At 63.2% G+C, this 12,788-nt stretch carries 10 protein-coding genes; 7 read left to right on the top strand and 3 right to left on the bottom strand.

Annotated elements, in window-relative coordinates; translation table 11 throughout:
- Window positions 1-5: 5 nt before the first annotated feature.
- Window positions 6-428, bottom strand: a complete 423-nt coding sequence (locus JQ641_RS22000; protein WP_211998037.1) for a hypothetical protein — start codon at window positions 426-428, stop codon at window positions 6-8.
- A 206-nt stretch (window positions 429-634) separates the two neighbouring features.
- Window positions 635-901, bottom strand: coding sequence for a His-rich protein BRANT (locus JQ641_RS21995; RefSeq protein ID WP_211998036.1), 267 nt, complete (start codon window positions 899-901; stop codon window positions 635-637).
- A gap of 330 nt (window positions 902-1,231) precedes the next feature.
- Between JQ641_RS21995 and JQ641_RS21990 the strand changes: the two genes are divergently transcribed.
- The 4 genes from JQ641_RS21990 to JQ641_RS21975 all read left to right on the top strand — a co-directional run bounded on the left by JQ641_RS21990 (window position 1,232) and on the right by JQ641_RS21975 (window position 6,998).
- Window positions 1,232-1,777: a tetratricopeptide repeat protein gene (locus tag JQ641_RS21990; RefSeq protein ID WP_211998035.1), complete on the top strand. Its 546-nt coding sequence runs from the start codon at window positions 1,232-1,234 to the stop codon at window positions 1,775-1,777.
- Between the two features lie 311 nt (window positions 1,778-2,088).
- Complete coding sequence (locus tag JQ641_RS21985; RefSeq protein WP_211998034.1) at window positions 2,089-4,722, top strand: EAL domain-containing protein; 2,634 nt, start codon at window positions 2,089-2,091, stop codon at window positions 4,720-4,722.
- 1,225 nt (window positions 4,723-5,947) lie between these two features.
- Window positions 5,948-6,262 (top strand): T6SS immunity protein Tdi1 domain-containing protein, encoded by a 315-nt coding sequence (locus JQ641_RS38030; protein ID WP_249150602.1) that lies wholly within the window; start codon window positions 5,948-5,950, stop codon window positions 6,260-6,262.
- Between the two features lie 364 nt (window positions 6,263-6,626).
- Window positions 6,627-6,998 carry a hypothetical protein gene (locus JQ641_RS21975; protein ID WP_211998033.1) on the top strand — a complete coding sequence of 124 codons (372 nt, stop codon included), beginning with the start codon at window positions 6,627-6,629 and terminating at the stop codon, window positions 6,996-6,998.
- 23 nt (window positions 6,999-7,021) lie between these two features.
- Here JQ641_RS21975 and JQ641_RS21970 read toward each other — a convergent pair whose 3' ends face one another.
- On the bottom strand, window positions 7,022-8,617 hold the full coding sequence (locus JQ641_RS21970; RefSeq protein WP_502754979.1) for a S10 family peptidase: 1,596 nt from the start codon (window positions 8,615-8,617) through the stop codon (window positions 7,022-7,024).
- Window positions 8,618-8,915: 298 nt separating this feature from the next.
- On the opposite strand from JQ641_RS21970, the gene JQ641_RS21965 reads away from it, so the two are divergent.
- From JQ641_RS21965 to JQ641_RS21955, 3 genes are all read left to right on the top strand, one after another.
- On the top strand, window positions 8,916-9,578 hold the full coding sequence (locus tag JQ641_RS21965; RefSeq protein WP_211998032.1) for a hypothetical protein: 663 nt from the start codon (window positions 8,916-8,918) through the stop codon (window positions 9,576-9,578).
- Window positions 9,579-9,603: 25 nt separating this feature from the next.
- Window positions 9,604-11,757 (top strand): adenylate/guanylate cyclase domain-containing protein, encoded by a 2,154-nt coding sequence (locus JQ641_RS21960; RefSeq protein ID WP_502754981.1) that lies wholly within the window; start codon window positions 9,604-9,606, stop codon window positions 11,755-11,757.
- 120 nt (window positions 11,758-11,877) lie between these two features.
- Window positions 11,878-12,657 (top strand): NAD kinase, encoded by a 780-nt coding sequence (locus tag JQ641_RS21955; protein WP_211998031.1) that lies wholly within the window; start codon window positions 11,878-11,880, stop codon window positions 12,655-12,657.
- Window positions 12,658-12,788 lie beyond the last annotated feature (131 nt).

The raw sequence follows: 12,788 nt of genomic DNA, 5'->3' as shown, positions 1-12,788 counted from the left end.
GGCTGCTACCGCGTCATCTTTTCCAGGTCGGGTAATGGCGCATAGACCGCGCCGGCGCAGGGCTCGCTGGCGTTTTCAATGATGCGATCGAGCCGGCCATCGACGTAAAGTACCGCGCGTTCGCGCGGTTCGGCGTAATTGCCGTCGGAGTTGCGCGGACTGAAGCGCAGGCAACTGACGTAACGCAGCCGTCCCCCGACGACGCGCTGTATCGGCTCAGCCATCACGGCGTTACGCACGCCGACCGGATTGTTGAGATAGGTCCTCATGAACGAGAGTATCTCGTCCTTGTAATTGTTGGGAAACGGCTGATTGGAGACGCCGCGGTCGTCGGTATAGGTGATGCTCCTGACCTCGTCGCTGCTCGCGCAGGCCGCGAGCACGAGCGGCAGCAACACGGTCGCCGCAAATTTTGCTGATGTCCCCAAGCGTAAGTCTTCCAGCTGGACCCGAGGCTATCTCTTAGACCGGGCGGCGCCGAAATGGAATTCGCAAACACGGTTTTCGTGCCGGATTGGACCGCTGAAAACGGCGCCAACCCACGGCCATTGGGGAAGCAATGGCGCGTGGGTTGGCCTGATGCCCGCCGGCGCGTCGGGGCAATGGGGATCGAACCGCGCCCGCGGATCAGTTATCAGCCGCGCTTGCCGTGCGGAACGTGCTTGATCACGACTTTCGGCGTGGTGTGCGTCTTCAGCAAGCCGATGTGCTTGTGGTGGCGATGATGGTGGCGATAATGCTTGTGGTGATGGCGGCCCATCCGCGCATTGGCATTGAAGAACTTCGCGTTCGCCTGCTCCGCCCTGATCGGCGCGTGCATGGTCTTGCCGGGCGAACCGGCCAGCGCGGGTGCGGCGAGAACCGATACGGCGAGCAGCGCTGCGGAAATGGTCTTGAACATGGTTGTCTCCTCTTCCATGGATCGCAGGACACTCCGGCCACGTGACCGACCCCTCGCTGATCATGCAGACGACGCTAACGACCCCGCACTGAACCCGTCGTGAAGCGCGACACCGGACTTCATTCATCTGCATGACATCTTCGTCATGTTCCCGGCGCAAAACGGCCGCAGCGCAAAAAATCACGGGAATGGCATTAAAGGGTCGGGAATGTTCCCAACCGCCAGGTGTTCAAATCAGCGAGCTTCGGTATAGGATCGCCTGACGGCACCGTCCTTTTCTACTGATTTTCTCGAAGTCGGGTTTCTTGATCTGTTCAACTGGAGAGACGCATGACCAAATTTGCTATCAGGCTTCTGACGCTGGCGATGTTGACGCTGGCGCTAACGGCGGCTCCCGTCGTCAGCGTGGTCTACGCCGCACCCGACAGCAGTCCGCCGCCGCCGCCCGATAACAGCAAAAAGAAGAAGCGATCGAGCGAAGTGCGCCCGAGCACGCAGGAAACCGCATTTGCGACCGGTTATCGCGCCGCCTATGCCGCGATCTACGATCGCCACGACTACGCCTCGGCGATCGAACAGTTGAAAGCGCTCGGCCGCGACGACAGCGCCGCGGTCGCCAATCTGATCGGCTACTCCTATCGCCAGCTCGGCGACTACAAGGTGTCGCAGATCTGGTACGAGCGCGCGCTCAAGGCCGATCCGAACCACGTCAAGACCTGGCAGTATTACGGCCTGTGGCAGGTCGAACAGGGCAACCGCGAATCCGCGCAATACCATTTGAACAAGATCGCGGCGCTTGCCGGCACCTCGAGCGAGGAATACCGCTCGCTCGCCGCGGCGCTCGAAAAGCCGCCGGGAACCGGTCTGGTTTACTGAGCCGTCAGCGCCGTCGCCGCGTTGCGGGGACCGGCAAGAATGTGAAAATGGATGGGTGCCGACGCGATCCGCCGCCGGCACCTTTCCTTTTTCTGCCACGCACACCGGAAATTCCGTTGCAGCCTGGCCGCTCAGGCCGGTTGCGCGGCTATTTATTAGCGAATCCTTAAGGATGATCTCTTTCCGCCAGCCGGGACGGGATCGAAGAACCATTTCAACACCCATGCACGCCTAGGCTTTTCACCCAAATGACGCCGCCGCCCTCTCGGACCAAGGCTCCGATGGGTCCAGGCGGGCATCAGGGTTGGATGATGAGCACAGGCGATTACCCCGTGGCCGAAACGCCGGACGTTCTGCTGGCCGCGCTTGAGCGGGCGACCGACGCCGTGCTGATCCTGGATCGCGAGCTTCACGTCAGCTATTGCAACGCCGCGGCTGAGCTGATCTTCGGGCTGGACCGCGCAGCAGCGCTCGGCTGCCATGTCGGCGATCTCGGGCTCAAGGACCTGCAACATCATCATGTCGCGACGCCGGCCTCGGACCAGGTGAGCCGCAACGACGTTCCGAACGGACGCAACGCCGAGATCACGATCGCGCGCAAGGATGGCAGCCGGATTCGTGTGGCGCTGTGGCTTTCGAACATCGAGATCGACGGTCAACACCGCACCATCGCTTTCGTGCGCGACATCACCAAGGAGGTCGACCGGCGTGAAAGGCTGGCCCTGCTCTCGCTGGTCGCCGACCGGACCAGCCGCGCCGTTGTCGTCACCGATCGCAATCTGAGGGTCGTCTACACCAACGCCGCGTTTACGGGAATGTTCGGGTACTCGCTCGAAGAGGCAAAGGACCGGTTTGCAGGCGAACTGCTGGTGGGCCGCTGTACCGACCGCAGGACGCTGGCCAGGCTGCGACGCTGGGTCGGCGAGGAAGCTGGAGGCGAAGAGGAAGTCCTCGCCTACGACAAGAACGGCGACGAGATCTGGGTCTCGGCCAACGTCAAGACGTTCCGCGACGGGCGCGGACGGTCCAACTACATGTTCGCCCTGCTGACCGACATCACCGAGACCAAGCAGCTGCGTTCGCTGCAGCAGCTGATCATGAGCGCGCTGGCCGATGAAATCCCGATCGCGGACATCGCCGACCGGCTTTGCCGGCGCGTCGAAGAGATCGCGCCAGACGTCGTCTCCTCGTTGCTGCACATCGACGCCGGCGGACTGGTTCACCCGCTGGGCGGTCCCAGCCTTCCCGAGGACTATTCGCGGGCGCTGGACGGCGTCGCGATCGGTCCGAACATCGGCTCCTGCGGCACCGCGGCCTATTTCGGCAAGCCGGTGCTGGCGGAGGACATCGACACCGACCCGCGCTGGCAGCCGTTCAAGACCCGCCCGCTCGAGGTTGGCCTGCGCGCCTGCTGGTCCACGCCGATCAAGGGCAAGGACGGCCGCGTGATCGGGACCTTCGCGTTCTATTACCGGGAATGTCGCGCACCCAGCCGCTGGCATCAGCGGATCGTCGACGCCTGCGTCGATCTCGGCGGGCTCGCGATCGAGCGCAAGGAGGCCCGCGCCCAGATCGCACGGCTCGCCTATTACGACATGCTGACCGGCCTGCCGAACCGCGCGCGCCTGCGCGATCTGATCCTCGAGGCGACCAACGCCTGCGCCGGCGGAGGACACGTTGCGCTGGCGTTTCTCGACATCGATAATTTCAAGGACGTCAACGATACGCTCGGACACTCGGCCGGCGACGAATTGCTGGTCGGATTTGCCCAGCGCCTGCGCGCGCAGATCCAGCCGGGCGACATGCTGGCGCGGCTCGGCGGCGACGAATTCGTGATCGTGCTGCCGAACCGCAATGCGGCCGAAGCCTCGCTGATGGCGTCGCGGATGACGGAAGCCCTGGTCAATCCGATTCAGATCGGCGCCAAGCAGGTCGCGATGTCCGCCAGCATCGGCATCAGCATGTATCCGGACAACGCGACCGACATCGACACGCTGATCCAGCAGGCGGATGCTGCCATGTACAAGGCCAAGCAGGCCGGCCGCTCCACGTTTCGTTTCTTCAGCGCCGACATGGACCGGCTGGCCGAACAGCGGCTGGCCCACAGCGCGGCGCTGCGGCGCGCGCTCGCCAACGACGTCCTGCAATTGCAGTATCAGCCGCAGATCCGCACCAGCGACGGCGGCATTTACGGCGTCGAGGCGCTGGCGCGCTGGTATGATCCGGAGCTCGGCGAAGTCTCGCCTTCGAAGTTCATCCCGCTCGCCGAAGAGTGCGGACTGATCGAACAGATCTGCATGTGGTCGCTTCGCGAGGCCTGCCGGCAAATGGCGGAATGGCGTGCGGCCGGCGTGGATATCCCGTGCGTATCGGTTAATTTGTCGCCGATCAATTTCCAGAACCCGAACCTGGCCGCAACGGTCGCCGGGTTTCTCGCAGACCATGACCTGCCGCCGGAAGTGCTGATGCTCGAGATCACCGAAGGCGTGATCATGAACGAGCGCTCGGTTGCGATCGAGACGATGCATGCGCTTCGCGACCTCGGCGTCGGCCTGTCGCTGGATGATTTCGGCATCGGCTATTCGAGTCTGAGCCGGCTGGCGCATCTGCCGATCCGCGAATTGAAGATCGACCGCAGCTTCATGCACGACGTCGAGAGCGACCCCAGCGCGCTGGCGATCGTGACATCGGTGGTTCGCGTTGGTCAAAGTCTGCACCTCACCGTCGTCGCCGAAGGCGTCGAAAGCGACGGCCAGCTGAATCTGCTGACCGAACTTGGCTGCGACGTCGTGCAGGGATTTCTCTACGCCCGGGCGCTGTCGCCCGACGCGTTCGGCCGCTGGCTGCTCGACCACAGCGCCGCGCAGGCGAGCCGGATGCTGCGGCACGTCGGACGATCGCTGGCCGAGGCTTCACCGCGCGCCGCTTCCGGCACGAACTCGTAAGATGTCCGCAAACTTTCACCGGATCGGTGGGACGTGGCTATATCCGCGTCATTGCGAGCGCAGCGAAGCAATCCATCTATCCGCTCGCTGAGGCATGGATTGCTTCGCTGCGCTCGCAATGACGGCGATGATGCCGCACCACTGTCATCACCCGCGAAGGCGGGTGATCCAGTACGCCGCAGCTTCTCGGTTCTATCATCGGCGTCTCTGGAATACTGGATCGTCCGCATTCGCGGACGATGACACTGAATATGAATTTGCATTCTCGCGACGCATAGCGCCCGAGCTTTGCAAGAAACTTCCCGCCCTAAATACAGAGGGCGCAGGGAAGACCGGGTGCGCGCTGCACCCGCGGTCTCGTGTGCGGTTAGCACAAAACAAAATGCACACGAGCATACAGGGCAGCGGAGAACACCCGGCCTTCCCTGCGCAATGGCTTTACGGCTTATGCCGTGATCTCCCCGGAGACGAGTTCTTGGTTGACTCCGTCGCTGTCGTTTCCGCTCACGCTTCTCCGACAGCTTGACGCCGGCAACGGGCGCCAGGACCACACGGTTTTGCCGTACGCTAAATCCACGCCGTCGTCAGACGTGAACCAGCGTCCACCGCAACCCGCCCAACGTCCGTGACGACGGCCGACGCCCTCTGACCAGGGCGGGATGGCGATAGATGCGCACTGATTTGGGTCGGCCGACTACAGAAATATTTTTGATTTACGGAAATTTTCCGCTTGACACGATTTCCGTAAATCAGAACTGATTTGCCCGTCGGGTTGTTTTGTCGCACCCCCTCGCTGCATCCCAACATTGCGAGGCAGCCTGAGAATTGCGCAATGACGCTGACACCCACTAAACCGATGGTCGATTAAGTGCATCTATGCGCATAATGCGGTGATTGACGAGTGAAGGTCGGAGATCGTTGATGTTTGAAGCGTTCCGACGGAATTTTCCGCTCGACCACAGCCGAGTCTCCGAGGGTGAAGGGGCGACCGTTAAGTCAGACGTGCTCGCCTTCAATGAATTGATTGGCAGGTTCGGAGGCGCGCCGTTCAGACGCGGTTTGTATCGGGTGATCCGCGCAACTGACTTGGATGAATGGAAGGCACGTGTTTCTCTGGCCTTTCCCGAGTTTGCCGGGCGGATCATTTGCTTCGGCTATGACTGGTTGGGCCGCGCGTTTGCCGTTGACACACAGAGGCTTGAAACGGGGACAACCTGGTGTCGTCATGTTCGAGCCTGGCACTGGCGAAGCCCTGGAAATAGCTTCCAGCCTTCAGACCTTCCACGACGATGAGTTGATCGAATTCGGAGACGCAGCGCTCGCCATCGACTTCCATCAAAGATGGCTGGCCAGCGGAGGAACCGAGCCCGACTATGCCCAATGCGTGGGGTATAGAAAGCCGCTGTTCCTTGGCGGAGCGGATGAAATAGAAAATCTAGAACTATCCGATCTGGATGTTTACTGGCACCTCATGGGCCAACTGATCGTGAAAACCAAAAGCGTTCCTCAGGGCGCGCCGGTCCGCATCAACATAACCTGACGCCACTAGCGTTCACACACCGACCGCCTGAACTCGTAAGGTGGACCGGGGCCCGTTACCTCATCTACGAACTGATCTCATCGCAGGCCGGCCGTACACAAGCAAACGCGTGACGGCATATCCATACGCAAACGAAAAAGGGCCGCTTGAATGAACAAGCGGCCCAAGTCTAGGGAGGAAACGCCCAAAGAGGGCAACGACGGCGCGAGGCGCCGCCGCACAGTGTATGTAGGTACGAAAAAGCGCCGTTCAATACCTGAGGGACTGGCCCTCACTCCTCAGGACGGATTGGCCGAAGGCGTAATACGCCGCCCCCGGCTACATCGTAAACGTGGTCTGAGCTCCAAGCTTGATTGGAAATTACATGCTAGTTGAGCGCAAGACGCTGCTTCAGAAACTTGTCATCGGGGATATCTTTCACGCCAAGACGCCAAATGGCGCCAGCCTGATCTGCTTGGTGACCCATATTACCAAGACTCAAATCGAGGCGAGGAGAGTTACAACGCAGGAAGTGGTTCGGGTCGATCGACGCACTGGCGTTGGCAGACTGGGCGCCGGACGTGTGGCTTGCTCTGTAGATTCTGTGGCGCCGCTTCCGATAGCGGTTCACAACGAAATGCTGGGAATCGACCGGAAGTTTCGATTGGCACAAAATGAAGGAGCTCTCAAGCTGACAGGCTCCGAGAAGAAGGCCCTTCTATTCGTAGGTTCATTCTATTCGAAAAGGCCGTTCTAGAGGACTTCGCCGACCCGCTTCCCTCACTTCATCAGCGCCTGCACCTCGCCGCGAAACGCCTGCCGTGCCGCATCGCGGGAATAGAACATGTGGCCACCGGGATAAACGACGAGCTTCACGCGAGCGGGGCTGGCGAAGGCCGGCAACCCGTCGAGGATGATCTTCGAGGCAAAATATGGCGTGGCGAGATCGAATAGGCCGTGGCCGACCAGCAGTTTCATTTTCGGGTCGAGCGCCAGAATCTGCCGCAGCTGGGAAACCGACTCGGCGGGTCCGCGGCCGAAATCCCACGACCGTAAGACGCTGTCGTTGAGCAGATGGTACGAGCCGTCCGGCCGCCAGTTCAGCTTGCGCGTGGTGAGATCGACGGCGGCGCTGGTCAGGGGCGCCATCAGGGAATCCCCGGAGGGATCGCCGAAATGCGAGGAGTCCGAATCCGGATAGGGATCGAAGCCCGACACCGACGCGTCATAGCGTCCGGTCACCCGGCCGTTGCGGCGGTCGAACTCCCGGCGGAATTCGCCGACCTCGAAGCGTCCGGCAAGTCGCCGGCTCACGGCCTGATCGATGCCGGTCAACGACGCGACCCTGTCGGCGAGCCGGTTGGAGGCCTCGGTGTCCGCCTGCCCCTTGAGCAGGTCGCTCACGAACTCGCTCCGCGCGTAGCGTTCGACGTCGGCGAGATCGGACCATTTCACCGGGCCCTTCGTTTCACGCGCCGCCGCGGCCATGGTGGGTAACCTGTGGACGTATTGCAGCTGGCTGGAGCCGGAAAATTCGCGGTAATCGAGCAAGGGAGAGACGAGGATCAGCCCGCGCACGCCGACGCCCTGCTGGGTCTGCAGGTTGCGGACGATCTTGGGGCCACGGATGCCGCCATAGCTTTCGCCGGTGACATATTTCGGCGACAGCAGCCGGTCGTATTTTTCGAGCCAGCGCCGGATCACCAGCGCGATCGAACTGACGTCGCCATCCAGGCTAAAGAACCGCTTGCGCGCGTCCTCGCCCGTCGCGACGAAGCGGCTATAGCCGGTGTTCACGGGATCAATGAAGACCAGATCAGTGAAGTCGAGCCAGGTCTCGGCGTTGGGCACGAGGTCCGGCGAAGCGGAAGCAATCGCGCCATCTCCCGTAATCGACAGCCGCCACGGTCCGGCAGTGCCGAACTGCAGCCACGCCGAGGAAGCGCCCGGCCCGCCATTGAACAGGAAGGTGACCGGCCGCGTGCCGCGATCGGTGCCGTCGAGCTGGTAGGAGGTGTAGGCGATGTCGGCCTGCGGCTCGCCTTTTTCGTCGAACAGCCGGATCGAACCTGCGGTCGCGGTGAAGGCCAGCGTGCGCCCGGGCAGCGCCAGCGTCTGTCTGGTGGTGGAATCCGGCGGCAGCCGATGCTGATCGGAGACCGGCTGCGGCGTTGCGGCGTCGCCGCGCCGTCCCCCGCCTTTCTGTCCCTGCGGCGGTTGTGGCGGCTGAGTTTGACCCGGGGTCGGCGTCGCGGCGGGTTGCTGCTGCACGGCCGTCGGGCTTGCGTCCTGGGCGCGCGCGCCGGCCACGCAGGCCAGCATCACAAGCGTGATGGCCAGTTGCATATGACGCCGCACGGTGAAGCGAAAAGCCATGACGTCCTGCTCCCTAAAGTCGCTTGCTCCGTTACGCCGCGGATTTCAGCCTGGGATGGCGACAGCTGAGCTGTGCTACAACAGGACGAAATCCGCCGGCATCACAATCCCGACAGTATTACGTGAAAGCTATCCGCATGACGCGGAATCCGTGGCTTCGGCATGGTTGTCCTCGCCGACCGTTAGGTGATATCGGTCGGTTCCGCCGGCGGACCCGACCAATTATTTTTGATTCATCCATGAAACCATTTTGGCGCTGGCGAGACTAAAGAACCTGCGCTTTCCAATGGGGACCAAAATGAAACGTGCGATTGTTGTCTGCCTCGGCCTGCTGACGCTGGCTTCTCCCGCCGCGGCGGACTCACCGGTTGCGGTGGTCGAGGACATCAAGGGCAAGGTGACCGGCGCCGAGTTCATGGACTATGTGACGGCCCGGTCCGTCATCAAGATCGCCGACGGCGGCTCCGTCGTGCTCAGCTATTTGAAGTCCTGCCGGCGCGAGACCATCAGCGGCGCCGGCACCGTCGTCGTCGGCAACGAGGAGAGCATGGTCGATCAAGCCGTCCTCAAGGCGGAGAAGACGAACTGCGATTCCAACCAGGCCAACGCCACCACCAAGGACACCAGCGCCGTCGCCGCCACCCTGCTCCGCAGCGCCACGTCAGCTTCGCTGCCCGCGCCGCAGCTCACGCTTTACGGCGCCTCGCCGTTCGTGCAGGCCAAGGGCCGCGGCACGCTGGTAGTGCGCCGGCTCGACCTCGCCGGCGAGCGTCACCAGATCGCGCTCGGCGGCACCCAGCTCAAGGGCAAGTTCGTCGATTTCGCCGGCGAGAACGTTGCGCTAGTCCCCGGCGGTCTCTACGCCGCCTCGTTCAAATCGTCGGAAATCGTATTCCGGGTCGACACCCAGGCTCAACCTGGCGCGACGCCGATCGTCGGCCGGCTGCTGCGGCTGGACTAGGCGTGCCGGACATCCGCGCTTGAGAATCAGGCGCAGCACGCGCAACCAGATGGTGGTCGCCGCCATCGCGCTGGTCTGCGCCGCGGCCTCGGTTTCTCCCGTCGTCAGGCCGATCCGCGGGCTCTCGCTCGACATTCTCACGGCGCTGCGGTGGGAGGTGTTTGGCCGCAGGCAGGATCCGGCCGCGTCTCCGACGGTCGTCGTAGCGATCGACGAGGAAAGCCTGCGCACCGCCCCCTTCAGGGACTCGCCGATGCTGACCTGGACCAGGGAGATCGGTCGCGTGCTGACCGCGACCCTGGAAGGCGGCGCCAAGGTCGCCGGCTTCGACGTGGTGATCCCGACTTCGATCGAGCAGTCGGAGATCCCGTTCGGCGACAACATGCTGGGCACGAGGGTGCGCGGCTTCGACAAGGACTTCCTGATTGCGCTGGCCGGCGCGGCAGCCACCGGCAAGGTGGTGCTGGGGGAGACGCTCGGCGGCAACCAGCCGGTCAGGCCCTCGGCCGGACAGCGCATCGCGGTGCGGCAGCAGCAGAACATCCGGCCGCTTAACGTTCATACCGACCACGACGACGTGGTGCGGCGCATGCCGCTGACATTCCCTATCAACGGCGCCAAAGTGCCTTCGATGGCGGTCGAGCTGGCGGCGCGCGCGATCGGCGCGGCTCCCGAATTCGACCAGAATGGCCGGATGACACTCGGCGGTTACCGGATCCCGGGCCGGGTGCCGAATACGCTGACGCTGAATTTCGAGGGCGGCGCGGCCGACATTCCGACCTTCTCGTTCGCTGATCTGCGCAACTGCGCGGTCAAGGACGACAAGGACTATTTTCGGCGCTGGTTCGACGGCAAGGTCGTCATCTTCGGCACCGTTCTCGATATCGAGGACCGGCGCATGACGTCCAAGCGCTTTGCGACCGGCATCGAGGGCGCGCGCACGCCGCGCTGCGCGGCCGGGAGCACGCCGGTCTCCGCCGCCTTCAGGATCAGCACGGTCGCCGGCGTCTATATCCACGCCACCGCGGTCAACAACCTGATCTCGCGCAATGCGGTGGTCGAACCGGGGCCACTGTCGCGCTTCCTGATCGCGGCCGTGTTCGCGGCGCTGGCGGCCATCGCCGCGTGGCGGCTGAGACCGCTGGTCGCGGCGACGGCCTGGGCGGTCATGGTCGTGGCCGGCATCGCCGGCGCCACCCTCGCCTTCAACCACGCGCTGGCGCTCCCGGTCGCCGAGCCGTTCCTCGCCAGCCTGTTGGCGCTGGCCTCGACGATCGGTTTCCGCTTTGTCGTCGCCGACAAGGATCGCCGCCTGCTGCAGAAGAGCTTTGCGCTGTATCTCGCCCCGCACGTCATCAACCGGATGCTGTCGTCGAACAAGCTGCCGGAGCTCGGCGGCGAGACCCGCGAGGTGACGGTGTTCTTTTCCGACATCGAAGGGTTTTCGTTGATCGCCGAAAAGATGTCGCCGGACAGCCTGATGGAGCTGATGAACGAATACCTCTCGGCCATGACCGACGTCATCGAAAGCCATGGCGGCTATGTCGACAAATATATCGGCGACTCCGTCGTGGCGGTGTTTGGCGCGCCGGCCGACGATCCTGATCATGCCGCCAATGCGGCGCGCGCCGCGCTGGACTGCTGCACAAAGTTGGCCGAGCTCAACGCCTCTTCGGCGCTGTTCCACGAACACAAACTGGCGCAGCGGATCGGCATCAATTCCGGCGAGGCGCTGGTCGGCAATTTCGGATCGCGGCGACGCTTCAATTACTCTGTCATGAGCGATGCGGTGAACCTCGCCTCGCGGCTGGAGGGCGCCAACAAATTCTACGGCACGACCGTCATCGCTTCGGAAACGACGGTTGCACTTGCCGGCGACGCTTTCGCCTGGCGCGAGCTCGACGCTATCAGGGTGAAGGGACGCAACCAGGCGCTGAAAATCTACGAATTGCTGGCGCTCTCGACCGGGCTTGGCGCTTCCCGGCAGGCGCTGATCGCCCATTACGCCGACGGACTTGCGCATTGGCGCGCCCGGGAATTCGAGCTTGCCGCAAAATGCTTCGAGCGTTCGGCTGATATCGACCGGCCGGCAGCGCTGTTCAGGCAGCGCGCCCGGGAGTTGGCTGAAAATCCGCCTGATAAGGATTGGGACCCGATCCGAACCCTGCAGGAGAAATAGCCGCTCCGGCCCTTCGGCTTGAGTTACCGTCCCGGGCGAGGCGCCCTTCCATCTCGACAAGCGCCGTCAAGGTGTATAGACGAGCGCGGCGCAATCCGGCGCCCATGAGCCCGTAATCCGATGGCCAGCCCCAAGCGATATGACCGCATCGCCTTCGTTGCGAGCGCTTCCGCGGAGGCGCAGGCGGCGCTGGCGGAGTTCGCCAGGCTTTACGGCAATCACGCCCCGGATACGGCCGATATCCTGGTGGCGATCGGCGGCGACGGGTTGATGCTGGAAACGCTGCACCGGTACATGCGGACCGGCAAGCCGATCTACGGCATGCATCGCGGCACCGTCGGTTTTCTGATGAATGAATTCTCCACGCACGACCTGCATGGCCGGCTGGCCGCGGCGCGCGAGACGCTGATCAATCCGCTGTTGATGCGCGCGACCGATGTTCACGATCAGGTGCATCTGCATCACGCCATCAATGAAGTGTACCTGTTTCGTCAGACCTATCAGGCCGCGCATGTGCGCATCCTGATCGACGAGCACGAACGCATGGCTGAACTGATCGCCGACGGCATTCTGGTGGCGACGCCGGCCGGCTCCACCGCCTATAACCTCTCGGCGCAGGGGCCGATCCTCCCCATCAATGCGGCGCTGCTGGCGCTGACCCCGATCAGCGCGTTCCGGCCGCGGCGCTGGCGCGGCGCCCTGCTCCCCAACACCGCCTTCGTGGTCATCGAAGTGCTCGAGGGCGGCAAGCGTCCGGTCGCCGCCGTGGCCGACCATGACGAAGTGCGCGACGTCCGCCGTGTCGAGGTGCTGTCCGACAAGTCGATCTCGATGCGGATGCTGTTCGACCCCGGCCACAGCCTGGAAGAGCGCATCCTGCGCGAGCAGTTCGGGCATTAGATGTCGTCCCTGCTGCCCCGTCGTCCCGGCTGCGTCGTCCCGGCCTTGAGCCGGGACCCATACGCCGCGGCCCATCGGTGAGAGCGCAGGCGTTAGAGACCTTCTTTAGCAATGAGCGCCGCGGAGTATGG

The organism is Bradyrhizobium sp. JYMT SZCCT0180 (assembly GCF_018130165.1).
Lineage (GTDB): Bacteria > Pseudomonadota > Alphaproteobacteria > Rhizobiales > Xanthobacteraceae > Bradyrhizobium.
The sequence above is the reverse complement of the archived record's forward strand: the minus strand, read 5'-3'. Positions and strand labels throughout refer to the sequence as shown.

Bases quoted from the DNA above. Each gene is read 5' to 3' on its own strand.
- JQ641_RS21985 (WP_211998034.1), top strand. From the start codon at position 2,089: ATGAGCACAGGCGATTACCCCGTGGCCGAAACGCCGGACGTTCTGCTG.
- JQ641_RS21955 (WP_211998031.1), top strand. From the start codon at position 11,878: ATGGCCAGCCCCAAGCGATATGACCGCATCGCCTTCGTTGCGAGCGCT.
- JQ641_RS21965 (WP_211998032.1), top strand. From the start codon at position 8,916: ATGAAACGTGCGATTGTTGTCTGCCTCGGCCTGCTGACGCTGGCTTCT.
- JQ641_RS21990 (WP_211998035.1), top strand. From the start codon at position 1,232: ATGACCAAATTTGCTATCAGGCTTCTGACGCTGGCGATGTTGACGCTG.
- JQ641_RS21970 (WP_502754979.1), bottom strand. From the start codon at position 8,617: ATGGCTTTTCGCTTCACCGTGCGGCGTCATATGCAACTGGCCATCACG.
- JQ641_RS38030 (WP_249150602.1), top strand. From the start codon at position 5,948: ATGTTCGAGCCTGGCACTGGCGAAGCCCTGGAAATAGCTTCCAGCCTT.
- JQ641_RS21975 (WP_211998033.1), top strand. From the start codon at position 6,627: ATGCTAGTTGAGCGCAAGACGCTGCTTCAGAAACTTGTCATCGGGGAT.
- JQ641_RS21995 (WP_211998036.1), bottom strand. From the start codon at position 901: ATGTTCAAGACCATTTCCGCAGCGCTGCTCGCCGTATCGGTTCTCGCC.